Origin of the sequence: Isoptericola nanjingensis (genome assembly GCF_050311635.1) — a bacterium.
In the GTDB taxonomy this organism is placed as follows: domain Bacteria; phylum Actinomycetota; class Actinomycetes; order Actinomycetales; family Cellulomonadaceae; genus Isoptericola; species Isoptericola nanjingensis.
Window position 1 is genome coordinate 265,155 of sequence record NZ_JBNOZL010000002.1, and the last position, 25,829, is coordinate 290,983.

General features: G+C 74.0%; 21 protein-coding genes. 14 read left to right on the forward strand and 7 right to left on the reverse strand.

The genetic code is table 11. The annotated features are described in order from the left end of the window. The first annotated feature begins 8 nt into the window (after nt 1-8). From rpmF to ACQP6G_RS04110, 6 genes are all read left to right on the forward strand, one after another. The gene (gene rpmF / locus ACQP6G_RS04085; protein WP_429762925.1) at nt 9-176 is read left to right on the forward strand and encodes a 50S ribosomal protein L32; all 168 of its coding nucleotides are present in this window, start codon (nt 9-11) and stop codon (nt 174-176) included. A gap of 129 nt (nt 177-305) precedes the next feature. Then, nucleotides 306-1,625: a glycoside hydrolase family 125 protein gene (locus ACQP6G_RS04090; RefSeq protein ID WP_429762926.1), complete on the forward strand. Its 1,320-nt coding sequence runs from the start codon at nt 306-308 to the stop codon at nt 1,623-1,625. Nucleotides 1,626-1,785: 160 nt separating this feature from the next. After that, the gene (locus tag ACQP6G_RS04095; protein WP_429762927.1) at nt 1,786-2,613 is read left to right on the forward strand and encodes a carbohydrate ABC transporter permease; all 828 of its coding nucleotides are present in this window, start codon (nt 1,786-1,788) and stop codon (nt 2,611-2,613) included. Next, entirely contained in the window at nt 2,610-3,569 is a 960-nt protein-coding gene (locus tag ACQP6G_RS04100; RefSeq protein WP_429762928.1) for a carbohydrate ABC transporter permease, read from the forward strand. The genes ACQP6G_RS04095 and ACQP6G_RS04100 overlap by 4 nt, the downstream gene beginning before the upstream one ends. Beyond that, nucleotides 3,553-4,818: an ABC transporter substrate-binding protein gene (locus ACQP6G_RS04105; RefSeq protein ID WP_429762929.1), complete on the forward strand. Its 1,266-nt coding sequence runs from the start codon at nt 3,553-3,555 to the stop codon at nt 4,816-4,818. The genes ACQP6G_RS04100 and ACQP6G_RS04105 overlap by 17 nt, the downstream gene beginning before the upstream one ends. Further along, nucleotides 4,815-5,966, forward strand: a complete 1,152-nt coding sequence (locus ACQP6G_RS04110) for a glycoside hydrolase family 76 protein (RefSeq protein ID WP_429762930.1) — start codon at nt 4,815-4,817, stop codon at nt 5,964-5,966. Before ACQP6G_RS04105 ends, ACQP6G_RS04110 begins: the two co-directional genes overlap by 4 nt. Before the next feature lie 32 nt (nt 5,967-5,998). Here ACQP6G_RS04110 and ACQP6G_RS04115 read toward each other — a convergent pair whose 3' ends face one another. Further along, on the reverse strand, nt 5,999-7,108 hold the full coding sequence (locus ACQP6G_RS04115) for a GntR family transcriptional regulator (protein ID WP_429762931.1): 1,110 nt from the start codon (nt 7,106-7,108) through the stop codon (nt 5,999-6,001). A gap of 133 nt (nt 7,109-7,241) precedes the next feature. On the opposite strand from ACQP6G_RS04115, the gene ACQP6G_RS04120 reads away from it, so the two are divergent. From ACQP6G_RS04120 to ACQP6G_RS04130, 3 genes are read left to right on the forward strand one after another with little or no spacing between them, the layout of a single operon-like run. Continuing rightward, nucleotides 7,242-9,875, forward strand: coding sequence for a family 78 glycoside hydrolase catalytic domain (locus ACQP6G_RS04120; RefSeq protein ID WP_429762932.1), 2,634 nt, complete (start codon nt 7,242-7,244; stop codon nt 9,873-9,875). Nucleotides 9,876-9,909: 34 nt separating this feature from the next. After that, nucleotides 9,910-10,221 (forward strand): DUF1330 domain-containing protein, encoded by a 312-nt coding sequence (locus ACQP6G_RS04125; RefSeq protein WP_429762933.1) that lies wholly within the window; start codon nt 9,910-9,912, stop codon nt 10,219-10,221. Next, a complete protein-coding gene (locus tag ACQP6G_RS04130) occupies nt 10,218-11,519 on the forward strand; it encodes an alpha-hydroxy-acid oxidizing protein (protein ID WP_429762934.1) in 1,302 nt (433 codons plus the stop codon). The genes ACQP6G_RS04125 and ACQP6G_RS04130 overlap by 4 nt, the downstream gene beginning before the upstream one ends. A 28-nt stretch (nt 11,520-11,547) precedes the next feature. On the opposite strand, the gene ACQP6G_RS04135 is transcribed toward ACQP6G_RS04130, so the two are convergent. Next, nucleotides 11,548-12,720 (reverse strand): serine hydrolase domain-containing protein, encoded by a 1,173-nt coding sequence (locus tag ACQP6G_RS04135; RefSeq protein WP_429762935.1) that lies wholly within the window; start codon nt 12,718-12,720, stop codon nt 11,548-11,550. 34 nt (nt 12,721-12,754) lie between these two features. Then, entirely contained in the window at nt 12,755-14,227 is a 1,473-nt protein-coding gene (locus ACQP6G_RS04140; protein WP_429762936.1) for a serine hydrolase domain-containing protein, read from the reverse strand. Between the two features lie 126 nt (nt 14,228-14,353). Between ACQP6G_RS04140 and ACQP6G_RS04145 the strand changes: the two genes are divergently transcribed. Continuing rightward, a complete protein-coding gene (locus tag ACQP6G_RS04145) occupies nt 14,354-14,962 on the forward strand; it encodes a TetR/AcrR family transcriptional regulator (protein WP_429762937.1) in 609 nt (202 codons plus the stop codon). A 133-nt stretch (nt 14,963-15,095) separates the two neighbouring features. On the opposite strand, the gene ACQP6G_RS04150 is transcribed toward ACQP6G_RS04145, so the two are convergent. Further along, nucleotides 15,096-15,383 carry a UBP-type zinc finger domain-containing protein gene (locus ACQP6G_RS04150; protein ID WP_429762938.1) on the reverse strand — a complete coding sequence of 96 codons (288 nt, stop codon included), beginning with the start codon at nt 15,381-15,383 and terminating at the stop codon, nt 15,096-15,098. Between the two features lie 99 nt (nt 15,384-15,482). Here ACQP6G_RS04150 and ACQP6G_RS04155 point away from each other — a divergent pair, with 99 nt between their 5' ends. Further along, nucleotides 15,483-16,256: a response regulator transcription factor gene (locus ACQP6G_RS04155; protein ID WP_429762940.1), complete on the forward strand. Its 774-nt coding sequence runs from the start codon at nt 15,483-15,485 to the stop codon at nt 16,254-16,256. Here ACQP6G_RS04155 and ACQP6G_RS04160 read toward each other — a convergent pair. Further along, complete coding sequence (locus ACQP6G_RS04160) at nt 16,232-16,609, reverse strand: hypothetical protein (protein WP_429762941.1); 378 nt, start codon at nt 16,607-16,609, stop codon at nt 16,232-16,234. The two genes, ACQP6G_RS04155 and ACQP6G_RS04160, sit on opposite strands and share 25 nt — an antisense overlap. Before the next feature lie 251 nt (nt 16,610-16,860). Between ACQP6G_RS04160 and ACQP6G_RS04165 the strand changes: the two genes are divergently transcribed. From ACQP6G_RS04165 to ACQP6G_RS04175, 3 genes are read left to right on the forward strand one after another with little or no spacing between them, the layout of a single operon-like run. Further along, the gene (locus ACQP6G_RS04165) at nt 16,861-18,573 is read left to right on the forward strand and encodes an NAD(P)/FAD-dependent oxidoreductase (RefSeq protein ID WP_429762942.1); all 1,713 of its coding nucleotides are present in this window, start codon (nt 16,861-16,863) and stop codon (nt 18,571-18,573) included. Beyond that, nucleotides 18,570-19,031: a nitroreductase family deazaflavin-dependent oxidoreductase gene (locus ACQP6G_RS04170; protein WP_429762943.1), complete on the forward strand. Its 462-nt coding sequence runs from the start codon at nt 18,570-18,572 to the stop codon at nt 19,029-19,031. Before ACQP6G_RS04165 ends, ACQP6G_RS04170 begins: the two co-directional genes overlap by 4 nt. Nucleotides 19,032-19,073: 42 nt before the next feature. Then, nucleotides 19,074-21,815 (forward strand): HAD-IC family P-type ATPase, encoded by a 2,742-nt coding sequence (locus tag ACQP6G_RS04175; protein WP_429762944.1) that lies wholly within the window; start codon nt 19,074-19,076, stop codon nt 21,813-21,815. Here the strand turns inward: ACQP6G_RS04175 and ACQP6G_RS04180 are convergent, their stop codons facing one another. Beyond that, nucleotides 21,816-24,452 (reverse strand): glycoside hydrolase family 78 protein, encoded by a 2,637-nt coding sequence (locus ACQP6G_RS04180; protein ID WP_429762945.1) that lies wholly within the window; start codon nt 24,450-24,452, stop codon nt 21,816-21,818. After that, nucleotides 24,449-25,750, reverse strand: coding sequence for an MFS transporter (locus ACQP6G_RS04185; protein WP_429762946.1), 1,302 nt, complete (start codon nt 25,748-25,750; stop codon nt 24,449-24,451). Before ACQP6G_RS04185 ends, ACQP6G_RS04180 begins: the two co-directional genes overlap by 4 nt. Between the last annotated feature and the right edge of the window lie 79 nt (nt 25,751-25,829).

Below are 25,829 nucleotides of genomic sequence, written 5' to 3' on the forward strand. Positions count from 1 at the left end.
GAGCGGCCGTGGCCGTCCCCCAGCGCAAGACCTCCCGCTCGCGCACCCGCAGCCGGCGCGCGCGGTGGAAGGCCGACCCGCCGGCGCTCGTCCCCGTGGTCGTGGCCGGCCGCACGGTGCAGGTCCCGCCCCGGCTGCTGCGGGCGGTGCGGCGAGGCGACGTGGACCCGGGCTGACGGGGCCGGGACCCGAGGGCGAGCCCGCGGCGCGACGCGCCGCGGGCTTCGTCGTGCCCGCTCTGGTCACCCGCCGTCGACGCTGGTATGTTCCCGCCTATTCGATATATCCAAACGATGGAGTGCGTGGTGACGGACCAGATGCTCGACGAGCGCGTGCTGCGCGAGGTGACCGACCGCGTCGCCGCGGCGTTCGACGCCCCGACGGCCGCCGTCTTCGCCGAGGCGATGCGGCGCACCCTGCGCGACGCCGTCGTGCTCGAGCCCGACGGCACCGCCTTCGTGCTCACCGGCGACATCCCGGCGATGTGGCTGCGCGACTGCGCGGCACAGATGCGCCCGTACCTCGCCCTGCTCGACCTCGAACCGGGGATCGGCGACGTCGTCGCGGCCCTGGTCCGGCGCCAGAGCACCCAGATCCTGCACGACCCGTACGCCAACGCCTTCAACCGGACGCCGGACGGCGCCGGGCACCAGGCCGACCGCACGGCGATGACGCCCGGCGTCTGGGAGCGCAAGTACGAGGTCGACTCGCTCGCGTTCCCCCTCCAGCTCGCGCACCAGCTGTGGCTCGCCACCGGGCGCACGGACCACCTCGACGACACGTTCCGCAAGGCCGCGGAGCTGGTCGTCGCCACGGTCCGGACCGAGCAGGACCACGACGCGCGGTCCGACTACCGGTTCGAGCGCGACGGCTGCCCGCCGACCGACACGCTCGTCCGCGACGGCCAGGGGTCGCCCGTCGCCGTCACGGGCATGACCTGGAGCGCGTTCCGCCCCAGCGACGACGCGTGCGTCTACCACTACAACGTGCCCGGCAACCTGTTCGCCGCCGCGTCGCTGCGCGACCTCGCGGAGCTCGCCCTCGGCCCTCTCGCCGACCCGGGCCTGGCCGCGCGGGCCGAGGAGCTCGCCGCCGAGCTCGATGCCGCCACCCGCCGGCACGGCGTCGTGGACCACCCCGAGCACGGGCGGATCTTCGCCTACGAGGTGGACGGCCTCGGCCACCGGCTGCTCATGGACGACTCGAACATGCCGAGCCTGCTCTCCCTGCCGCTCACCGGCGGCGTGGCGCTCGACGACCCGCTCTACGTCGCGACGCGCCGCTTCGCCCTCAGCGACGACAACCCCACCTACGTGCGCGGCACGACCGGTGACGGTCTCGGCAGCCCGCACACGCCGCCGCGCTACGTCTGGCCCATCTCGGCCGCCGTCCGGGGCCTGACCTCGACGGACCCGGCGGAGAAGCGCGCTCTCGTCGCGTCGATGCTCGCGGCCAACGCGGCACGCGGGCGGATGTGCGAGTCGTACCACGTGGACCGCCCCGAGGAGTTCACGAGGGAGTGGTTCAGCTGGGCGGACTCGATGTTCTGCGAGCTCGTGCTCGACGTCGTCGGGTACCACGTCCCCGGGGCACCCGGGGCGGAAGTGTTCAGGCACGACGCATAGGCGGACGTGCGGATCGGCGAAGGAGGCGATCTGAACCATGACGGTGACGACGGCGGCGACGGCGCCGCCGGGCAGGGCTGCGGAGCCCGCGCCCCCGGCCCAGGCACCACGCAGACCCTCACGGCAGTGGAGGATCCAGGAGAGGTGGGCGTGGCTCTTCGTGGCCCTCCCGATCGCCCTGTTCGCGATCTTCGTGGTCATCCCGGCGGGCATGGCGCTCGTCATGAGCTTCACGAGCTATTCGGTCATCGGCGACTCGGGCTGGGTAGGTCTCGACAACTACCGCCGGCTCTTCCTCGACCCGTACTTCTTCATCGCCCTGCGGAACACCGCGTACTACACGGTGCTGTTCGTGCCGCTCGGGATCGTGGTCGCGCTGGCGACGGCACTGCTGCTGCACCGCAACGTGCGGGTCTCGACGCTCTTCCGCACCTTCTTCTACGTCCCCGTGGTCTCGTCGACCGTGGCGACCGCGACGATCTGGCTGTGGCTGCTCAACCCGCAGTTCGGCATGGTCAACGTCGCGCTCGGCTGGTTCGGCATCGACGGCCCGGCCTGGCTGTACGACTCGAACTGGGCCATGCCGGCGATCGTCATCATGAGCGTCTGGGCCGGCTTCGGCACCAACATGATGATCTACCTCGGCGGCCTGCAGGGGATCCCGCCGCAGCTCTACGAGGCCGCCCGCATCGACGGGGCGGGCTGGTGGCAGCAGCTGCGCTACGTCGTCATGCCGAGCCTGTCGCGCACCACGTTCCTCGTCTCGACCCTCCTGGTGATCGGCGCGTTCCAGGTGTTCGACCAGGCCTACGTGCTCACCAAGGGTGGCCCGGGCAACTCGACGATCACGCTCGTCTACTACATCTACACGCAGGGCTTCGGGAACCTCGAGATGGGCTACGCGTCGGCGATCTCGTTCGTGCTCTTCGCGATCATCGCGATCTTCGCGGTCATCAACGCCCGCGTCACGGGGAGGGACAACACATGAGCGCGCAGACCGCACCCGGCCTGTCCGTCGCGGCCACCGCCACCCTTGCCGGCGGGGCCTCCCGGCCGGCCGTGCTGCACACCAAGCGCCGGACCCCGGCGCAGCGCGTGGGCGCCGTCGCCTGGTGGATCGCCGTCGTCGCGGTGGCGGTCCTCACCGTCTTCCCCCTGTTCTGGACGCTGGTCACGTCGCTCAAGCCGGCCGGCGACATCCTGTCCGGTGCGCTGGACCTGATCCCGCGCACCGTCACGCTCGAGAACTACGACCGCGTGCTCACGGAGGTGCCGTTCGGCCGCTACTTCGCCAACTCCATGCTGCTCGCCGTCGCCGGGGTCGTGCTGAACCTGTTCTTCGGCTCCCTCGCCGGGTACGCGTTCGCCAAGCTGAAGTTCCGCGGCAAGCGGGCGCTCTTCGTCACCCTGCTGGGGTCGCTCATGGTGCCCGGCATCGTGACGATGGTGCCCTCGTTCCTGGTGCTGCGCGCCATCCCGTTCGCCGGCGGCAACAACGTCGTCGGGCAGGGCGGCGTCGGCCTGCTCAACACCTGGTGGGCGATCATCCTGCCCGGGGCCGCCGGGGCGTTCGCCGTGTTCTTCATGCGGCAGTTCTTCTCCTCCATCCCGGACGAGCTGGGCGAGGCCGCGCGGATCGACGGCGCGTCCGAGTTCCGGATCTTCGCGCAGGTCTACCTGCCGCTCGCGAAGGCGGGCGCTGCCGTGCTCGCGATCCTCACGTTCCAGGCGGGCTGGAACTCCTTCATGTGGCCGCTGATCGTCCTCAACGTCCAGGAGATGTGGACGGTGCAGGTGGGGCTGGCGTCGTTCGTCACCGACTACGCCACCGACTACGGCCCGCTCATGGCCGGGACCGTGATCACCAGCCTGCCGGTGCTGCTGCTGTTCGTCTTCGCCCAGCGCTACATCATCGAGGGGGTCTCCCATGTCAACGCCCGTTAGCCGCCGCGCGATCCTGCGGGCGCTCGGCCTGGGCGCCGGCGCCGCCGTCCTGTCCTCCTGCGCCGCGCCGAACCAGCCCCGCTACACGGACGCGGGCGCCCGTCGCCTGACCATGTGGGGCAGCTGGGCGGGCGACCAGGCCGCGCAGATCACGACGCAGCTCGACGCGTTCAACGCGGCGCAGTCCGAGTACGAGTTCCGATACGTGCCGCAGGGCGTGCTCGAGGAGAAGATGCTCACCGGCATCGCGTCGGGCAACGTGCCCGACCTGGTGCTGTGGGACCGGTGGCAGACGGCCAAGTACGGCCGCCGCGGTGCGCTGCAGGCGATCGACTCCTGGGCGGCGCGCGACGGCGTGGACCTGGGGTCCTTCTACGCGGAGTCGGTGCGGGAGATGAGCGTCGGCGACGAGACCTTCGGCCTGCCGCTCATCGTCGACACGCGGGCGCTCTTCTACAACAAGGCGCACCTCGACGAGGCCGGCATCCGCCCGCCGACGACGTGGGCGGAGCTGGCCGACGCCGCCGAGGCGCTGACGGTCCGCGAGGGCGGGCGGCTCACGCGGGCGGGCTTCGAGATCCAGGACGTCGGGCTGTTCAGCATGTGGCTCAAGCAGGCGGGCGGCGAGCTCCTCGACCCGACGGAGCGCCACACGGCCTTCGACTCCCCGCAGGGCCTCGAGGTCCTCGACTTCTGGGACGAGCTGCTGCACGAGCGGCGGGTGTACGAGCTGGGCTTCTCCGACGGCATCGACGCCTTCGCCCAGGGTGCGGTGTCGATCAAGTACGACGGGCCCTGGAACCTCCCCACCTGGGACGCCGTCGACGGCCTCGAGTACGGCGTCGTCCCGGCCGTCGTGGGGCCGCGGGGCGACTCCGGCGCCTCCATGGGCGGCTTCGGCCTCGTCGTCCCCGCCGACGCACCCTGCCCCGAGGGTGCGTGGGAGCTCATGAAGTGGTGGGCGGCGGACCAGGAGAACAGCCTCGCGTTCGCCGAGATCAGCAAGAACATCCCGGCGAACGTCGAGGCGTCGCGACGCGCGGTGGGCACGGTCGACGACCGCTTCGCCCCGATGGTCGAGACCATCGAGGTCGCCTCCGTCCGCCCGCCCGTCCCCGGGTACTCGGACGTCGAGACCCTCGCCCTCATCCCCGCCCTGCAGGAGGTGATGTCGGGATCCCTGGACGGCCCCGCCGCCCTCGCCGACGCCGCCGCGCAGGGCGACCGCATCCTGGAGGCCAACCGATGACGACCACGACCGACGACGCCGCGCGCGCGCTGACCTGGACGGGGCGCGCCGACGTCGCGCAGCACAGCATCGACCTGCTCTACGGGGCCGCCACGCCGCAGCTGCTGCACAACGGGCACCCCGAGCCCGCCGACGCCACGTTCAACTACTGGTGGCTGGCGCACGTCGTCGACTGCCGGCTCGACGCCTTCGCCCGGACCGGCGACGGCACGTGCCTCGACGCGGCGCGGGCGACCGCGGCGAACATCCGCGAGCGCAACGGCGGCAGCCTGTTCAACGACTACTTCGACGACATGCTCTGGTACGCCCTCGCCCTGCTGCGGCTGGCCGAGGCGACGCCGGACGACGGCGAGCGCGCGGCCCTCGAGGCGGACGTCGTCGCGCTGTGGGAGCACGTGGTGTCGCTCGGGTGGAACGACGTCCACGGGCCGTCGTTGTCGTGGCGCAAGCAGCAGCCCGACTACAAGAACACCCCGGCCAACGGCCCCCTGGCGATCCTCGGCGCGCGGCTGGCGCGGCGCACCGGCGACGGCGCCTACCTCGACCGTGCGCTGCGCACGGTGGCATGGCTCGAGGAGCACCTGGTCGGGCCGGACGGGTTCGTCGAGGACGGGCTCGGCCGCGAGGGCGGCACGGACGTCGACACGCACTGGCGCTTCACCTACAACCAGGGCTTGTACATCGGGGCCTGCGTCGAGCTGTACAGGTGCACGGGGGACCCCGGCTGGCTGGACGCCGCCGAGCGGACGGCCCTCACGTCGGTGCGCGAGCTCGCCACGGGCGGCGTCTTCCGGCGCGAGGGAGACCTGGTCGACGACGACGTGCCCGACACGGCGGGCGGCGACGTCGGCCTGTTCAAGGGCGTCTGGTACCGGTACGCGGCGCTGCTGCTCGAGGAGCGGTCCGTCCCCGCGGTCGAGGACCTGGTGCGCACCAGCACCGACGCCCTGTGGGAACACGGCCTGGTGCCGTACGGCGGCGCGCGCCCGGCGGACGGTGCGCCGATGGCCGCGGTCGAGAGCCTGCGGCACGCGGGCGTGGTGCTGCGGCCGGGGGACGACTGGACCCGGCCGGCACCGACGCAGGTGGGGTACTCGACCGTGCTGAGCGCCGTGATGGCGCTCGAGGTCCGGGCGGCGCGGGGATGACGGGCAGCGCGCGGCCCGAGCCGGGCCGCGCGCTACCGGGCCGGGGCCGGTCCCGTCGACCCGCCCGCGAGGATCCGTACGGGCACGGTGTCCTGCGAGACGTCGCCCCGCTCGGCGAGCTGCCGCTCGAGCAGCTCGAAGGCGCGCGCCCCGAGCGCGTGCTGGTCCTGCTCCACGTGGGTGAGGGGGACCGCGGCGTCCACGTACTCCGGCGGGGCGTCGAAGCAGACCACGGAGAGGTCGCCCGGCACGGCACGGCCCAGCCGCTGCGCGGCCTGCAGCACGAGGCGCGCGGAGTGGTACTCCGTGACCACGCACGCGGTGAGGTCGGGGTGGGCCTCGAGGAACCCGACCAGGCCGTCGACGTCGTCCTCGGGCGTGACGTCCGAGCCCGGCACCACGGACCGGACGCCGGAGTACACCTGGGACTCCTCGAGGCGTACCTGGTGCGCGGCGTGCGCGGCCACCACCCCGCGCCGCCGCTCGTCGAGGGTCGACACGGCGTTGGGGGACTGGACCAGCGCGATCCGGGTGTGCCCGAGCTCGAAGAGGTACTCCGCCGCCAGCCGTCCGCCGGTGACGTTGTCGGACGTCACGGTGCTGACGGGCACGCCCGTCAGGGTGCGGTCGACGATGACGAGGGGGAAGCCGCGGCCGACGAGCGCCGCGACGCTCTGCGGGATGGCCTGCGACGACGTGGGCAGCAGCACCAGCCCGTCGAGGCCGCGGTCGAGCTGCTCCTCGATGAGGCGCTCCTCCAGCTCGGAGTCGCCGCGCGACATCCCCACCACGACGTGCGCCCGCTCGCTGGACGCGTCGAGGAGCCCTCCGAGCAGGTGCGACCCGAAGGCGTCGTCGAACCCCGGCACGACGTAGCCGACCAGCGGCAGGCGGCTCCCCCCGTCCGGGCGCGCGCCGCCGGCGGGCGTCGTGGAGACGACGATCGTGCCGATGCGCGGACGCCGGGTCACGAAGCCCTCGTCCCGCAGCATGTCCAGCGCGCGCTTGATCGTGATCGCGCTGACCGAGAACTCCTCGACGAGCTCCGCCTGCGCCGGCAGCCGGTCCCCGACGGCGAGGTCGCCGCCGACGATGCGTGCCCGCAGCGCCTCGTGCACCTGGGCGTACAGCGCCTCGGTCAAGCTCGCTCCCGTCCTCGGACCGTATGAACAGTCGAATGAATATGATCTCCGCTCCTGGTCCATTGTGGGGCACCCCGCGTCCAGGACGCTCGAAGATCCCGACGGCGGGTCCGTCCCGCGAGGAGGCGCGACGATGCGCATCGACCGGCTCGTGGCCGAGTACGGCGCCCCGGAGGTGGGGATCGGCTCCGCCGCCCCCCGGCTGTCCTGGACGCGGACCGGGGGCGGGGTGCAGCGCGCGTACGAGGTGCGGCTGCGCACCGCCGACGGCGCCGCGGCGGAGCGGCGGGAGACGGGGCCCGAGCAGGCGCTCGTGCCCTGGCCGTTCCGCGACCTGCGCTCGCGCGAGCGGGTCGAGGTCCAGGTGCGGATCGAGTCCGACGACGGGTGGTCGCCCTGGAGCGAGCGCCTCGCGATCGAGGCCGGGCTGCTGAGGCCGGAGGACGTCGAGGCGCGGTTCGTCAGCCCCCGGCACGTCGGAGGGCTGGACGGCAGCGCCGTGGTGCTCGCCCGCGACCTGGACCTCGGCGGCCCGGTGGCGTCCGCTCGCCTGTACGTCACCGCGCACGGGGTCTACGACGCGTGGATCGGCGGCCGCCGCGTGGGCGACCACCTCCTCGACCCGGGCTGGACGGCGTACGACGCTCGCCTGCGCTACCAGACCTTCGACGTCACCGAGCACCTGCGCGCGCCCGGGGCGGACCGCCTCGTGGTGGGCCTCGGCAACGGCTGGTACCGGGGGCAGCTCACGTGGACCCACCAGCGCGACTCCTACGGCGACCGGCTGGCGCTGCTCGCCCAGCTGGAGATCACGCTCGAGGACGGTCGCCGTCAGACGGTGGTCACCGACGAGGCCTGGCGTGCCGGGACGACGGGGGTCCTCGCCGACGACCTGTACGACGGCCAGACGACCGACCTGCGGCTGCCGCTCGCCCCGGACGCCGTCGCGGACGGCCCCGTCGACGTGCTCGATGCCGACACCGCGACCGACATCGCGCGGCTGGTCGCGCCGACGGGACCGCCGGTGCGCGAGGTCGCGACCGTCCCCGCACGGGAGGTCCGCACGTCGCCGACCGGCAGGCAGATCGTCGACTTCGGCCAGAACGTCGTCGGATGGGTGCGCCTGCGCGTGGCGGGGGAGCGCGGGGACACCGTCACGGTGCGGCACGCGGAGGTGCTCGAGGACGGCGAGCTGGGCGTGCGGCCGCTGCGCGCGGCGAAGGCGACGGACACCTATGTCCTCGCCGGCGGCACCCAGGTGCTGGAGCCCGCGTACACGTTCCACGGGTTCCGCTACGCGGAGGTGACGGGGGCCGAGGTCCGTGCCGGCGACGCCCAGGCCGTGGTGGTGAGCTCCGACCTGCGCCGCACGGGGTGGTTCGAGTGCTCGGAGCCGGACGTGAACCTGCTGCACGAGAACGTCGTGTGGGGCATGCGCGGCAACTTCCTCGACGTACCCACAGACTGTCCGCAGCGGGACGAGCGGCTCGGGTGGACGGGCGACATCCAGGTGTTCGCCCCGACGGCGAGCTTCCTGTTCGACGTGGGCGGGTTCCTCGGCTCGTGGCTGCAGGACCTCGCGGCGGAGCAGCGTCCCGACGGGGGCGTCCCGTACGTGGTGCCCGACGTCGTGCGCGAGCTGCGCGGACCCGGGCCGGACGGCGGGAAGCACACGCCGGCCGCCGGCTGGGCGGACGCGGCGGTGCACGTGCCGTGGACCCTGTACGAGCGCTACGGCGACGTCGGCGTCCTGGAGCGTCAGTACGACTCGATGCGGGCCTGGGTGGACCGGGCCCGCGCCCTGGCGGGCGACACCCTGCTGTGGGACACCGGCTTCCAGTTCGGCGACTGGCTGGACCCGGACGCGCCGCCGGACGACTCGGCGGCGGTGAAGGCCGACCCCGCGGTCGTCGCGACGGCCTACCTGGCGCGCAGCGCCCACCTGCTGGCCCGCGCGGCCGAGGTGCTCGGGCACGAGGCGGACGCCCGGCGGTACGCACGGTTCTCGGCCGACGTCGCGGCCGCGTTCCGCGGCGCGTACGTCGCGGCCGACGGGACGGTGCGCAGCGACTGCCAGACCGTCTACGCGCTGGCGATCGTCTGGGGCCTGCTCGACACCGACGCTCAGCGCCGCCGCGCGGAGGACCGGCTGGTGGCGCTGGTGCGCGAGGCGGACTTCCACGTGAGCACGGGGTTCCTCGGCACCCCGCTGATCCTGGACGCCCTGTGCGACGCCGGCCACCCCGAGCTGGCGCACGCGATGCTGCTGACCCGCACCCGTCCGTCCTGGCTCTACCCGGTGGGCATGGGCGCCACGACGGTCTGGGAGCGATGGGACTCGCTGCTGCCCGACGGCTCGATCCACCCCAGCGAGATGACGTCGTTCAACCACTACGCGTACGGGGCGGTCGCCGACTGGCTGCACCGCTCGGTCGCCGGTCTGGCGCCGGCGGCACCCGGCTACCGCGAGGTGCTGGTGCGCCCGCTGGTGACCGGCCAGCTCGACCGGGCGTCCGCCCGGCTGGACAGCCCGTACGGGCCGATCGAGGTCTCGTGGCGGCTGGCGGCCGGGCGGTTCGAGCTCGACCTCGAGGTGCCGCCGGGGGTCACCGCCCACCTGGACCTCCCGCTCGACGAGCCGGGGCGCACGGTCGGCCCGGGCGTGCACCACGTGGCCGGCGGGTGGGCGCCCGTGGGGCACCCGCTCCGCGGCGGGACGACCGGCGCGACGACCGGCGGGTCGCCCGCGCGGACCGCCCGGGACTGACAGGATCGGCGGACGACGAGAGAGAAGGTGGACGATGGCGATCACCCTGTGCGTGCTGCTGTGGGCGGCCGACGGCGAGGCCCCGGCGCTGGCGGACTACGAGACCGAGGTGCTGGCGCTGGTGCCACGGCACGGCGGACGGGTGCTGCACCGCGTGACGAACGTGGCGCACACCGACGACGCGGCGCACGGCGCCGTCCAGCCCACCGAGGTGCAGCTCATCGAGATGCCCGACGAGGAGGCGCTCGCGGCGTTCATGGCCGACCCCGACCGTGAGGCGCGGCTCGGCGTGCGCGACCGCGCGATCGCGCGCACCGAGATCCTGCGCGTGCGCCCCGTGGGATGAGCGCGCCCGGGGCGGGGCTGGCCCGGCAGTCTGCGATCTACCGCGCGGGTGTGCTGGGCCGGCGCCCCCGGGTCCCGACCAGCGCCGCGGGCCTCGAGCGGGCCGCCCGCCGCGCCAGCAGCGCGCGGGCCTGGGCGTACGTCGCCGGCGGCGCGGGCGAGGGGCGCACGATGCGGCGCAACCGGGAGGCGTTCGACCGGTGGGCGGTCGTGCCGCGCATGGCGGCCGGCGCCGTCGAGCGCGACCCGTCGGTCGAGCTGTTCGGCACCCGGCACGCGAGCCCGCTGCTCCTCGCGCCCGTGGGCGCGGCGGCCCTCCTGGGCGCCGACGCCGACCTCGCCGTCGCGCGCGCGGCCGCCGCGACCGGCGTCCCGTTCGTGCTGTCCAACCAGGCGTGCCATCCCATGGAGGCCTGCGCGGCCGAGATGGGCGCCGCGGCCCGCTGGTTCCAGCTCTACTGGAGCACCGACGAGGACCTCGTCGACTCGCTGATCGCCCGGGCCGAGGCTGCGGGCGCGGGGGCGCTCGTCGTCACGCTCGACACGACGGTGCTGGGCTGGCGCCCGCAAGATCTCGACCTCGGCTCGCTGCCGTTCGCCCGCGGCCTCGGGATCGCGCAGTACACGAGCGACCCGCGCTTCGGCGAGCTGGTCCGCGAGCGGGTCGCGCGGGCCGCGGCGTCCGGGGCGCGCGACGCCGTGCAGGTCACCGCCGGCGCGGTGCGCTCGCTCCTCGCGATGACGCGCGCCTACCCCGGGCGGTTCCGCGACAACCTGCGCTCGCCCGAGCCGCGCGCGGCCGTCGAGACGTTCCTCGACGTGTACTCCAACCCGGGCCTGTCGTGGGAGCACCTGGCCACCCTGCGCGACCGCACCCGGCTGCCGGTCGTGCTCAAGGGGATCCTGCACCCCGACGACGCGCGCCGGGCCCTCGACCTCGGCGTCGACGGGATCGTGGTCTCCAACCACGGGGGGCGGCAGGTGGACAACGCCGTCGCGTCGCTCGACGCCCTCGTCGCCGTGCGCGACGCCGTCGGGCCCGGCCCCACGGTGCTGCTCGACAGCGGGGTGCGGACCGGGGCCGACGTGCTGGTCGCCCTCGCCCTGGGGGCCGACGCCGTCCTGCTCGGGCGGCCGTACCTCTACGGGTACGCCGTGGCCGGGCAGGACGGCGTCGAGGAGGTGATCCGCAACGTGCTCGCGGAGCTGGACCTCACCATGGCGCTCGTCGGCGCGCACGACGTCGCGGCGATCACGCGCGACCTGGTGAGCCCCGCCCCGGCGCCGCGAGGGGCGTGAGGCGCCGGGGCGGTCCGCCCGGCCGGGGTCACCTCGGGGCCGTCGGTCCCGGTGCCGTCTCCCGGCCGCCGAAGACGACGTCGACGAGTCGCTGCAGCGCGCTCTGGAAAGCAGCGCCGAGGGACTGGTCGGCGTCGTCCACGTAGTTGATCCCCGCGGTGAGGGTGGTGCTGCCGTCGGGGGTGGAGTACATGAGCGCGCCGTGGCCGCCCATGCCTCCGTTGTGCGTGATGAGGGTGCCGTGAGCGGTGTCCTGGACGAAGACCCCGAGCCCGTACCCGGCGGGCGGGTGCGGCGCGAGCATCTCGGCGAGCAGAGGAGCGGGCAGGAGGCGGCCGCCCGTCAGACCGGAGACGAACAGGTGGAGGTCGCGGGTGGTGGAGACCATGTCGCCGCCGCTCGAGATCCAGGACGGGTCCTGGGCCGTGACGTCGACCGTCGTCTCCTGGCCGTCCTCCTCGTACCGGTAGTACGCGTGGGCGTGGGGTACGGGCAACGTCGACGTGTCGGGCACCGAGGTCTGGGTGAGCCCCAGGGGGGACAGCACCAGGCGGTCCATCTCGTCGGCGAGCGAGCGTCCGCTCACCCCCTCGACGATCAGCCGGGCCAGCGCGTAGTTGGAGTTGGAGTAGCTCCAGTCGGTGCCCGGCTCGAACCGGGCCGGGCGGGAGAGCGCCAGGCGGGCGAGCTCCTCGGTCGGGTAGTGCCGGAACCGCGCGTCGACCCACTCCTTGCCCTGCCAGGGGATGCCGCGCACCATCGTCAGCCCGTTCCAGGGCACCCCGCCCTCGACGGCAGCGTCGGGACCGTAGATCTCGCCGGTGAAGTTGAAGATCCCGCTGGTGTGCTGCAGCAGCATCCGCACGGTGATCCGGGGATCGACGGCCAGGTCTGGCAGGTAGTCGGCTGCCGCGCGGTCGAGATCGACCGCACCCTCGGCGACCAGCTGCAGGACCGTGGCCGCGACGAAGGTCTTGGTGTTGGAGCCGATGCGGATGTGTCCGTCGGTCGACGGCGCGCCGGGCTCGCCGAGCACGCTCGAGCCCGCGGCACCGCTCCAGGTGCCGCGGGAGTCGTCGACGCGGAGCTGGATACCGGTGAAGCCGGAGTCGACGACGTCCTGGAGCGCTCGGCGCAGTTCGGGGCGGTCGTGCGCGGTGTCGTCCTGAGGTCCGCGCCGGGCAAGGTCCTGGTGGGTCATGAGGGAGCTCCTTACGGTGGTGGTGAAGGGGTCGCTAGGCCACGTCGGGCCGGGTCATCAGCGGGGACTGGAGATGGCGGAGGAGGTCGGGGCCCGTCAGCGGCACGACGTTCCACGTCACGGACGCGGCGCCGGTGCGGGTGTCGACCACCGTCCGCAGGCGGTGCGGAGTGGTGATGACGTACAGGTCGGCGACGAAGACGTCCCCCTGCCACGCGCCGGCCGCCACCACGGGGCGGCCGAGCGGCTCGCTCTCGCGCCAGTCGTCGTGGCCGACCTCGATATCGACGTGGACGCCGGGGGAGGCAGTGAACCGCACGAGCCACCCGCGCTCGGCGGGGTCGACGGTCACCGGGGTCCCGTCGGGCAGGGCCGGGCCGGCGGCGGACGCCACGACCCGCGCGCCGGTCGGGTGCCGGGGTCCGAGCGTGCCGCTCGGGCGGGCGAGCGCCAGGCCTCGCAGGCGGTCGGCGAGCTGCGCGTCGTCCGCGGCGTCGTCGGGGCGGTCCAGCCCGGGCAGCAGGCACTCCCAGATCGGCTCCAGGAGCGTCTCACCACCCCCGCTGAGCGCGCTCGTCGCGACGACGACGAGATCGTGCGAGGGAACGACCGCGCACAGCTGGCCGAACGAGCCCTCGCCGCGATAGCCGTGGCGTGACATCCAGAACTGGTACCCGTACCCGCACCGCGTGTCGGGGTTGTCCGACCAGCCGTCGACCTGGTGCGTCGCGACGCGGCGCCCCGTCGCGACCTCGACCCACGAGGGCGGGACGAGCCGGCGGTCGCCCCAGCGGCCGCGGCGGAGCAGCAGCTCGCCGAAGGCGGCCACGGCCTCGGTCGTCAGGTGCAGGCCGTGGAACCCGAACGCGGCACCGTCGCCGACGCGGTCCCACTCGGCCTCGGTGATGCCCATGGGCGTGAAGAGGCGCTCGGCGAGCAGCTCGGGCAGGCCGCTCCCGGTCGCGCGCTCGACCATGCGAGCGAGCACGTAGGTCGTGGCGTTGTCGTAGGCGTGCCGGGTGCCCTCGCGGTGGGGGAAGGGCACGCGCAGGAAGCCCCGGGTCAGGTCGCGGGGCTCCAGCTCCCACGCCTCGGCGAGGCTGTCCGTGTCGTGACCGGTCGTCATGGACAGAAGGTGGTGCACGGTGAGGCGACGTCCCTGGTCGGAGACGTCGTCCGGGACGTGGTCGGGCAGGACGTCCACGATCCGGTCGTCGAGCGAGAGCAGCCCGTCCTCGATGGCGAGCCCGACCGCGATGGCCGTGAACGACTTGGTGAGCGAGTACAGCAGGTGCGGTCGCTGCGCCGTGAAGGGCGCCCACCACCCCTCGGCCACCACGTGCCCGCGCCGCACGACCATGAGCGAGTGGCACTCGACCGAGTCACCGGCGAGCCGGTCGAGCAGGGCGAGCACGGCCCGCGACGACACCCCGACGGCGGCCGGCGCCGATCGCGGGAGCGTTTCTGGCCGGAGCGGCACGGCGGGCCGTGGGCGCTGACTCGTCACGATGAGCTCCTGAAGGTCGAAAGGCGTCGAGGAAGAAACGACACGATGCGTTTCGTCTTGAGAAGTGTGCTCGGACGCGTGGTGGGTGTCAATACGCTCCGTACCGTTTCCTTTAAGATCGGTGTCATGCCCGATCCGAGCGCCTCACCTGCCGCCCCCCACCGGCCTCGGAGCGAGGCGAGCCGACGCGCCATCCTGGACGCGAGCCTGGACCTGTGCGGGGAGCACGGGTACGGCGCGGTGACGGTCGAGGCGATCGCCGCGCGCGCGGGCGTCAGCAAGAAGACCATCTACCGCTGGTGGCCCTCCAAGGGCGCGGTCGTCCTCGAGGCGCTGGACGACGCGGCGAACCCGTCGGCCGACTTCCCGCACACCGACGACCTGCGGGCCGACCTCGTCGAGCAGATGGAGGGTCTGCTGCGCGGGCTGTTGGCCGACCGCCGGTTCGGCCGGGCACTGGTCGGCCTGATCGCCGACACGCAGCACGACCCGCAGCTCGCCCGGGGCCTCGTCGACGACCTGTACCGCCCGCGCGTCGAGGACGCCAGGCAGCGTCTGGCCGTGGCCCGCGACGCCGGCCAGCTTCGCGCCGACGCCGACCTCGACCTGGTGATCGAGCTGCTGTACGGGCCCGTGTACTACCGGCTGCTGCTCCACCAGGGCGAGCTGCAGACCACCGACGAGCTGCGGACGCTCGTCGACCACGTCCTCCGGTCCGCCGCGGCGGCTTCCTGACCGCGGACGTCCGCGTTCACGAGGGGTGTCTCGTCATGACCGCCACGGTAGAAGTGTGAGCGCGCTCCAAGGCAAGGCTGTGCGCCCGACGGCGGTCCGGGAACAGGCCAGCAGGTCGGACGCGGCACCCGGGTCAGGCGGTCGCGGGCATGTCTCGGCCCGAGATGAGGAGCTCCTCCGGGAAGCAGTAGCCCCAGTGCTCGCCAGGCTCGAGGGATCGCATCACCGGGTGGTCGGTGGCGTGGAAGTGCGCCGTCGCGTGCTTCGCCGGCGACGAGTCGCAGCACCCGACGTGGCCGCACTCCAGGCAGGCCCGCAGGTGCACCCAGGTGCCGCCGGCGGCCACGCACTCGGGGCACGTGCCGAGCGCCTCGGGCGCGACGGGGACGATCCGGTCCAGGTGCGTGCACGTGCTCGTCATGATCACTCCCTCGCCGGCGGCTCCGGACGCCGCCCTCGGCGAGTCTAGGGACGTGTCACGTGCGCTGCGTCCTGGACGACGTCCCGCTAGCGTGTCGTCATGCTGGCCGGACCCCGCCCCTCGAGCGGCGACGCCCCCTCGAGCGGCGACGCCTACGAGCGCACCGCCGTCGTCGTGGAGGACGACCCTGACGTCCGCGACCTGCTCCACGCGGTGCTGACGCAGGCGGGTTTCGTCACGCGCACCGCGGCGTCGGGCCGCGAGGGCGTGGAGCTGGTGCGCAGCTTCGACCCGCTCGTCACGACCCTCGACGTGGGGCTCCCCGACATCGACGGCTTCGAGGTGTGCCGCCGGATCCGCGCGGTGTCCGACACGTACGTCGTGATGCTGACGGCCCGCACGGACGAGATCGACGCGCTCATGGGGCTGGACGCCGGCGCCGACGACTACCAGACCAAACCGTTCCGCCCCCGGGAGCTGCGGGCCAGGATCGAGGCGATGCTCCGCCGCCCTCGCCGGGAGGCGCCGCCGGCGGCCCCGGCGACCGCCGTCCCGTCCTTCGACGGGCTCGTCGTGAACGTGGCGGCGCGCACCGTCGACGTCGACGGCGCGGAGGTGCACCTCACGCGCAGCGAGTTCGACCTCCTCGCCGCGCTCGCGGGCGCCCCGGGGCGCGCGATCCCCAAGGACGACCTGGTCCGGGTGCTGTGGGCCGGCGAGTACGACACCGGCACCCTGGTCACGGACCAGGACCGGCGCAGCGTGGAGGTGCACGTGACCAACCTGCGCCGCAAGCTCCGCGACGACGCGGCGTCGCCCCGCTGGATCCGCACGGTGCGCGGTGTGGGCTACAGGTTCGACCACCCCTCCTGAGCGAGGGCGCTCGCGACGACGATCGCGGCGGTCCGGGCCTCGTCGGTGATCCGGTCGGTGTGCCGCTGTGCGCCGTCCACCCCGTCCTCCTCGAGGGCGTCGAGCCCCTGCGACGCGGCGTCCGCGAGCCGGTCCATCCCGAGCATGTCCGCCGTGCAGGCGAGCGTCAGGAGCACGTCGCGGGCGCCGTCGGCGTCGGTCCGCGCGAGGGCTCCCAGGAGCGCGCCGGTGCGGTGCGGCAGGAGGCCGGCCCAGGAGCCCGCAAAGCCGGCGACCGCGGCCCGGTCGCCGTCGAGGTCGTCGACGAGAGACTGCCACGCGGCCGCCGTGCCCGGGGGCAGGGCGGGCGTCATCGGGGCTCGCCGGGGTGTTCCTCCCGGAGCACCACGCGTCTCGCCGGCCGCGGGACCCGCCCGCGCGCCCAGGGGGAGGTGCGCGCGGCGGCCCCGAGGGGACCGGTCGACGAGGCGGACATGGTGCTCCGGGAGGTGATCAGGGGCTGAACGGACTCGATCCTGCGCTGCGGACCTCGGGGCGACCTCCGCGGCAGGACAAGATCGCCTCAAGATCTGCTCAGGGTTGCGGTGCCGCCTACCCTGACCGCATGCCCGAGCGTCCGGAAGCGCGTCCCGTGATCCTGCTCGTCGCCGACGCGCACGCGTCCGAGGTGGAGCAGGAGTTCCGCGCCCGGTACGACCGGGACTACCGGGTCGAGCTCGTCGGGACCGCCGACGCGGCGCTGGAGCGGCTGCGCGACCTGGTGGCCGCGCGGGAGCCGGTCGCGATGATCGCGGCGGAGCGGCGGCTGCCGGACGCCGCAGGGGTCGAGCTGCTGCACCAGGTGCCGGCGGTCGTCTCGACGGCGCGACGGGTGGCGCTGATCTCCGGCGACGAGTACGCCGACGCCCTGGACGAGATGCGGGCCGCGCTGCTGCGCCGCGACATGGACACGTTCGTCGGCATCCCGCGCGGCGCCCGCGACGAGGAGTTCCACACCGCCCTGGTCGAGCTGCTGTCGGAGTGGGGCTGGTCGGTGGCCCGCCCCACCGTGACGTCCACGGAGATCGTCGCGGCCCCCGGCGACCGCGACGCGGCCGCCGTCCGCGACCTGCTCGAACGGCTCGGCGTCCCGAACCGCGTGCTCGCACCCGACGCCGCAGACGCCCGCGACATCCTCCTGGCGGCGGGCCCGGGCGCCGTCCTGCCCGTGGTGCGCACGTTCGCCGGGCGGGTGCTGTCGGGCGCGACGGCGTCGGCCGTGGCGGAGGCGATGTACGGCGGCTACGACTCCATCCCGCCGGGCGAGATCGCCGACGTCGCCGTGGTCGGGGCGGGGCCGGCCGGGCTGGCGGCCGCCGTGTACGCGGCGTCCGAGGGGCTGTCGACGGTGGTGCTGGAGCGCGACGCGATCGGCGGCCAGGCCGGGTCGAGCTCGATGATCCGCAACTACCTCGGGTTCCCGCGCGGCATCTCGGGGATGCGGCTGGCGCTGCGCTCACGCATCCAGGCGGGGCGGTTCGGCGCCCGCTTCTACACCGGGCGCCCGGTGGCGCGCATCGAGCCCGGCCCGGCGGACGAGCCGGAGCACCACCACGTGCACGTCGAGGGCGCACAGCTGTGCGCGCGCACCGTCGTGCTCGCGACCGGCGTCTCCTACCGCCGACTCGGCGTGCCGGGCGTCGACGAGCACGTCGGCACCGGCGTCCACTACGGCGCCGCGAGCTCGATGGCGCGCGAGATGACGGACCGCGACGTCGTCGTGGTGGGCGGCGGCAACTCCGCCGGCCAGGCCGCCGTGCACCTGGCGAAGTTCGCCGGCTCGGTGACGATCCTCGTGCGGCGGGGGAGCATCGCCGAGACGATGTCGGACTACCTGGTGCGCGAGATCGCGGCGACGCCCACCATCGCCGTCCGCCCGCGCACGGTGATCACGGACGGCGGCGGGGACGGGCGCCTGCAGTGGCTGATCACCGAGGACCTGGACACCGGCGAGCGGACGAAGACGCACGCCGACGGCCTGTTCTGCCTGCTCGGCGCGGAGCCGGACTGCGGCTGGCTGCCCGACGGCCTCGCGCGCGACGACCACGGCTTCGTCCTCACCGGCCGCGACGTGCCGCAGGAGCGCTGGGTGGACGGGCGCCCGCCCGCCAGCCTGGAGACGACGCTGCGCGGCGTGTTCGCCGTCGGCGACGTGCGGGCCGGCTCGATGAAGCGCGTCGCGTCGGCCAGCGGCGAGGGCGCGTCCGTGCTGCCGCTGGTGCACACCCACCTCGCCTGGCTGCGGGCGCAGGAGTTCGGGGGAGGGAGCCCGGCATGACCGACGGCCCGCACGAGCCGCGGACGTTCCGGCGCAGCCGGTCCCGCGACGTGGGCGACGCGGTGATCGGCGTGCTCGTCCGGCTCGGGCTCGTCCCGGACACCTTCCTGCTGACCACGCGGGGCCGGCGCTCCGGGCTGCCCCGCACGAACCCCGCGACCCTCGTCACCCTCGGCGGGCGACGCTGGCTGGTGGCCCCCTACGGCGTGGTGTCGTGGGTGCACAACGTGCGCGCCGACCCGCGCGTGCTGCTGCGCCGGGGGTTCTCGCGGCACGTCTTCGTGGTACGGGCAGCCTCGGCCCAGGAGGCCGGGCCGGTGCTGCGGCAGTACGTGCGCCGGTCCCGGCCCACCCGGCCGTACTTCGCGGCCACCGTCGACTCCCCGGTGGAGGCCTTCGTCGCCGAGGCGGACCGGCACCCGGTGTTCGAGCTGGTGCCGTACGACACAGGTCGCTGACCCGCCGCGCGGCACGGGACGAACCGCGGTCGAATGGGCGGCATGGGATCTGCGCAGGACGTCGCCACGGACGCGAGCCCCTGGTCACGACCGCCCGCCGAGGTGCTCGCGGCGCTCCGCACGGACGACGGCGGGCTGAGCGCCGCCGACGCGACGGCGCGGCTCGCGGAGGTCGGTCCCAACCGGCTGCCGCCGCCGGAGAAGGACCCGCTGTGGAAGCGGGTCCTCGTGCACTTCGACGACGTGCTCATCTACATCCTGCTGGTCTCCGCGGTGCTCAAGGCGATCCTCGGCGACTGGGTCGACTTCACCGTGATCCTGCTGGTCGCGGTGGTGAACGCGGCGATCGGCTTCATCCAGGAGGGACGCGCCGAGAGCGCGCTGAACGGCATCCGGCAGATGCTGTCCGTGCACGCCGAGGCCCGCCGCGACGGCGCGTGGGCCAAGATCGACGCCGACGACGTCGTGCCGGGAGACGTGGTGCGCGTGCGCTCCGGCGACCGGGTGCCCGCCGACGTGCGCCTGCTGCAGGCCACCAACCTGCGCGTCGAGGAGTCGGCGCTCACGGGGGAGTCGGTCGCGGCGAGCAAGCGGGTCGACGCCGTGGACCCCGACGCCGGGGTGGGCGACCGCACCAGCATGCTGTTCTCCGGCACGCTCGTGGCCGCGGGTCAGGGCGTCGGGGTGGTCACCGCCACCGGCGAGCGCACCGAGATCGGCCGCATCCAGACGATGATCTCCGAGGTCACGAGCCTGGAGACGCCGCTGACCAAGCAGCTCGACCGGTTCGGCAAGCTGCTCGCGGTGCTCATCCTCGGCATGGCCGTGGTGATGGTCGTCGTCGGGCGCGTGGTGCACGACTTCTCCGTGCCGGAGCTGGTCTCGGCGTCCATCGGGTTCGCCGTCGCCGCGGTCCCCGAGGGTCTGCCCGCGCTGGTGACGATCACCCTGGCGCTCGGCGTGCAGCAGATGGCGCGCCGCCGCGCCATCACGCGCAAGCTGCCCGCCGTCGAGACGCTCGGCTCCGTCACGACGATCTGCTCGGACAAGACGGGCACGCTGACCAAGAACGAGATGACGGCGCGGACGGTGCGCACCGCCGGCCGGTCGTTCGACGTCGCGGGCGCGGGCTACGCACCCGTCGGCGAGCTCACGCTCGCGGGCGAGGGGTCGCGGCACGCCGACCTCGTCGACGACCGGGACCTCACCGCCGTCGTCGCCGCGATGATGCTGTGCAACGACGCGCGCGTGGTGCCGGGGGAGCCCGGCGGGCAGGGCGAGGACTGGCGGCTGGTCGGCGAGCCGACGGAGGGCGCGCTGCGCAGCCTCGGCATGAAGGCCGGCTTCGAGACGACGGGCTGGTCGCGGCGGGACCTGGTGCCGTTCGAGTCCGAGAACAAGTACATGGCGACCCTCGACCGGGCGCCCGACGGCGCGGAGGTCGTGCACCTCAAGGGCGCGCCCGACCGGGTGCTCGACCGGTGCACCACGCAGACCGCGCCGGACGGCACGGCGCAGCCGATCGACCGCGCGTTCTGGGAGGCGCAGATCGACGAGATCGGCGGCCGGGGGCTGCGGGTGCTCGCGGCGGCCCGTCGCGGAGCGCCGGCCGGGGAGCTCGCCGACTCGCTCACCGGCCTCGAGCTGTGCGGCCTGGTCGGCATCGTCGACCCGCCGCGACCCGAGGCGATCGAAGCCATCGCCCAGTGCCGCGACGCCGGCATCGCCGTCACGATGATCACCGGCGACCACGCCGGCACCGCCGTGGCGATCGGCCGCGAGATGGGCATCGTCCACGACGAGGTCGGCCCGGACGGCACGGGCCCCGCCGTCCTCACCGGCGCGGAGCTGGAGGCGATGAGCACCGAGCAGCTGCGCGGCGTCGTGCAGGACGTGCACGTGTACGCCCGCACGAGCCCGGAGCACAAGATCCGCATCGTGTCGGCGCTGCAGGCGCACGGCGAGGTGGTCGCGATGACGGGCGACGGCGTCAACGACGCCCCCGCGCTCACGCAGGCCGACGTCGGCGTCGCGATGGGCATCAAGGGCACGGAGGCCACGAAGGACGCGGCCGAGGTGGTGCTCGCCGACGACAACTTCGCCACCATCGAGCGGGCCGTGGAGGAGGGGCGGCGGATCTACGACAACATCCGCAAGTCCGTGCTCTTCCTGCTGCCCACCAACGGCGCGCAGTCGCTGGTCATCCTCGTGGCCGTGCTGTTCGGCCTGGTGCTGCCGCTCGCGCCCGTGCAGGTGCTGTGGATCAACATGATCACGGCCGTCACGCTGTCCCTCGGGCTCGCGTACGAGAAGGCCGAGCCGGGCGTGATGTCCCGGCCGCCCCGCGACCCGAAGGCCTCGATCCTCGACGCCGCGTTCGTGCGGCGCATCCTCATCGTGTCCCTGCTCATCGGCGGCGCCACGCTGCTCGTCTTCTACGCCGAGCGGGCGCAGGGCGCGCCGCTCGCCGAGGCGCAGACCACGGCCGTGACGATGCTGGCGCTCGGCCAGCTCGCGTACCTGTTCAACTGCCGGTTCCTGGACCGGTCGAGCCTCACCCTCGACGTCCTGCGCGGCAACCGCGTCATCTGGATCTCGGCCGTCGCGCTCCTCGCCCTGCAGTGCGTGTTCGTCTACACGCCGTTCATGCACGACTGTTTCGACTCTTCCCCCATCGGCGTCGAGGAGTGGGGCAAGACGCTCGGCCTGGCCGTCGTCGTCTTCCTGCTCGTCGAGGTGGTCAAGGCGGTGGGCAGGGCGCGGCAGCGCCGCGCCCGGGCCTGATCAGCCGCGCCGCACGCGCACCTCGTGCTCCCCATGTCCGACGACGGCGGGCGCGGCGCCCGGCACGTCCAGCTCGGCGGTGGTGCCGACCGGCACCACGCACCGCACCACCAGCTCCGTTCCGTCCGCACGGTCCTCGATCCGCCACGCGACCTCGGCGGTGCCGTACGGCGTGACGTGCCGGGCCGAGGCGTGGGTCAGCCCGCCGCCGGGGCGCGGGGCGACGCGGAAGGTGCGGTACCCCGGGTCGAGCGGCGCGAGGCCGGCGACCACCCGGTGCAGCCAGTCGGCCACCGAGCCCAGCGCGTAGTGGTTGAACGACGTCATCTCGCCGGGGTTCACCGTGCCGTCCGTGAGCATGCTGTCCCAGCGCTCCCAGATGGTCGTGGCGCCCAGGTCCACCATCGCCAGCCACGACGGCGACGCGTGGCTGAGCAGCAGCGCGTACGCGGCGTCGAGCTGCCCGGTGCTGCTCAGGGCGTCGGCGACCAGCGGCGTGCCGGCGAACCCGGTGCCCACGGTGTTCCCGCCGTCGCCCACCAGCGCCGCGAGCCGCTCGCCCGCGCGGCGGCGCGCGTCGTCGCCGTCGAGGAGGTCGAAGACGATCGACAGCGCGTGCGCGGTCTGGGTGTCGTGCATCGCGTCGCCGCTGTCGACGTAGCGCTTGCGGTACGCGGCGGCGACCTCGTCGGCGAGCTCCCCGTAGCGGGCGTCATCGTCGTCGCGGCCGAGCGTCCGGGCCATGTCCGCGACGGCCCGCGCCGAGCGGGCGAGGTAGGCCGTGGCCACGAGGTGCGGGTCGGTCTGCGCGCGCAGCGGGTCCTCGGGCGGGGCCGTCGGGTCGAGCCAGTCGCCGAGCTGCATCCCGGTGTCCCACAGCCGGTCGGGCCCGGCGAGGCCGGCCACCTTGTCGACCCAGGTGACGGCGCTCGCGTACTGCCGCTCGAGCAGGCCGACGTCGGCGGAGTCGCGGTGCAGCGCCTCGGGCACGAGGGTCGCGGCGTCGCCCCACCCGGCGATGTCCTGCGTCGGCTGCCAGTACGTGCCGCCGGGGATCCACGGCACGTACACGGGCACGGTGCCGTCGAACCGCCGCTGCTCCGCGGACAGCGACCGCAGCCAGTCGGCGAGCATCCCGTGCACGTCGTAGAGGAACGCGGCGGTGGGCCCGAACGCCTGGATGTCGCCGGTCCAGCCGAGGCGCTCGTCGCGCTGCGGGCAGTCGGTGGGGATGTCGACGAAGTTGGAGCGCAGGCTCCAGACGACGTTCTCGTGCAGCCGGTCGAGCGCCGGGTCGCTGCTGGCGAACCAGCCCGTGCGGGCCATGTCGCTGTGCAGCACGCGGGAGACGATCGCCGGGGCGTCCGCGCCGGGCCAGCCGGTGACGTGCGCGTACCGGTACCCGTGCACGGTGAACCGCGGCTCCCAGGTGATCCCCGTGCCGTCCGTCACGACCTCGTCGGTGGCGGCCGCCTCGCGCAGCGTGCGCGTGTACAGGGTGCCGTCTTGCAGCACCTCCGCGTGCCGCACGCGCACCACGGTCCCGGCGGGGGCCGCGGGCACGACGAGGCGCGGGCGGCCGGAGTGGTTCTGCCCGAAGTCGACGAGCCAGCCGTCCTCGCCGTCCGGGCCCGGCGCGCGCGTCACGCTCACGGGCGCGAGCTCGCCCGTGCAGCGCACCGGCGGGCCGTCGGGGGCCGCGAGCACGGACCGGTCCAGGGGGTGCACGACGACGGGCGACCAGGCGGCGTCGTCGAAGCCGGGCTCCGACCAGCCCGCGGGGAGCAGGCGCGCGTCGAACGTCTCGCCGTCGTACAGCGAGGCGCGGGTGAGCGGGCCGGGGGCGCTGCGCCACGCGGCGTCGCCGCCCACCACCACGGTCCCGGCGTCGGTGACCACCTCGAGCTGGGCGAGCACGCCCACGTGGTCGCCGTACAGGTTGCGGTGACCGCCCTCGAAGCCGTACCGGCCGCGGAACCAGCCGTCGGCGAGCCAGGTGCCGAGCGCGTTCGCGCCCGGGCGCACCAGGTCGGTGACGTCGTAGGCGTACACGCGCAGGCGGTCGTCGTAGGGGGTCCAGCCGGGCACGAGCACGTCGGCGCCGACGCGCCGCCCGTTGAGCTCCGCCTCGACCAGGCCGTGCGCGGTGAGGTGCAGGCGCGCGGACCGCACCGCGTTCCCGGGGACGTCGAACCCGCGGCGCAGCAGCGGGGCGCGGCGCGTCTCGACCGGTCCCTCGTCGTACCCGGGGCCGACCAGGTCGGCCGTCCAGTCGGCCGCGGTCAGCCCGCGCTCGACGACGGCGGGCTCGCTCCACGGGCCCCAGCCGCCGTCGTCCGCGGTCCCGTCCGCGCCGCCGTCCCGGGTGCGCACGCGCACCTCGGCGCGCGCACGCGGGGCGAGGGGCGCGCCCGGCCATGGCACGAGGACCTGCGCGTCGCCGTCGACGACGGCGGCCGCGTCCTCGAGGACGGTGCCGTCGGGCGCCGTCGTGCGCCAGGCGACCTCGTACGCCCCCTGCCGGTAGGCCGGGTGCGCGGCGTCGAGGTGCCAGGACAGCCGCGGCCGGTCCTCGCCGGCGCCGAGGGCGGGCTGTGCGTGGTGCTCGACGCGCAGTGCGGGGGCGGGGACGGTCATCGGGCTCCTTCGTCGGTGCGGACGGCGGTGGTGGACGGCGCCGGCGCGGCGGGCTCGTCGTCCGCGACGCGCGGGTACCGGGTGATCCAGAAGCACCCGATCACGCCACCCACGGCGATGCACACCGCCACGAACACGAACAGCACGTTCGGGCTGGCCGCGAGCAGGGTGGGCGTCCACAGGGCGACGACGGCGGCGACCACGCGGGTGAACGCGATCATCACGCCCTGCGCGGTGCTGCGGTAGGTGGTGGGGATGAGCTCCTGCGCCCACACCTTGAACATCGGCTCGCCCGCGACGGCCCCCGCGATGGAGCCGACGACGCCCATGGTCACCAGCGTCCAGACCTCGACGCCGAAGACCACCGGGACCAGGTAGCCCAGCGTGTAGAAGACCGCCATGACGGCGAACCAGCGCATGCGGTGCGCGCCGTCCACGATCCGCATCAGGCCGTAGGTCGCCGCGAACGCGATGGCGAAGGTGACGAACCCGACCGTGGAGGCGAACCGCACGGTGGAGCCCGCCATCTCCGTGTACATGAGCGTGGAGAACTGGCCGCCGGTGTTCGCGCCCACGTTGACCAGGGCGTAGAAGAGCGCGACGGCGACCATCGGCATGAGGTACGGGCCGCGCAGCAGCCGCTTGAGGGTGCCGAGGTCGACGGCCTCGGCACCGGCGCCCGCGGTGCCCGCGTGCGCCGCCTGCCAGCGCGACGACTCCGGCATCCCGGCCCGCAGCACCAGCACGACGAGGGCGAGCACCAGCAGCTGCCCGTACATGATCCGACCGCCGGTCATGCCCATGCCGCCGACGACGATGCCGAACAGCTGCGCGGCGATGATGCCGACGAGCCACAGGATGTGGGAGAACGAGATGAGCTTGCCGCGGTGCTCGGGCGGCGCCTCCTCGGCGATCATCGCGAGCGACGCGGGAAGGTCCGCGCCGACGGCGAGGCCGAGCAGCACGACGCCGGCGTAGAGCGCCCCGGTGCCGGGCGCGGCCACGAGGACCGCGGCGCCCGCGACGTACACCGCCATCGTGGTGAGGAAGACCCGTTTGCGGCCGAACAGGTCGGCCAGCCGGCCGCCCACGAGCGCGCCCGCCGCGATCATGAACGTCAGCAGGGCCGAGTACTGGCCGAACTGCGCGTCGCTGATGCCCAGGGGCTCCTTGTACAGCACCAGCGCCGTGCCCGTCGTGATGATCGCGCCGGCGTCGAGGTACGACGCCATGCCTGCCACCGTGGTGCGGTACCAGGTCCTGCCCGGGATCTTTCCCGGTGCCGTCGAGGTCGTCATCGTTCTCCCACTTCTACTTTGAAGCGCTTCAAATTGAGTCGTTTCACGAGGATGCCGGGACCTCGCCCGCATGTCAACA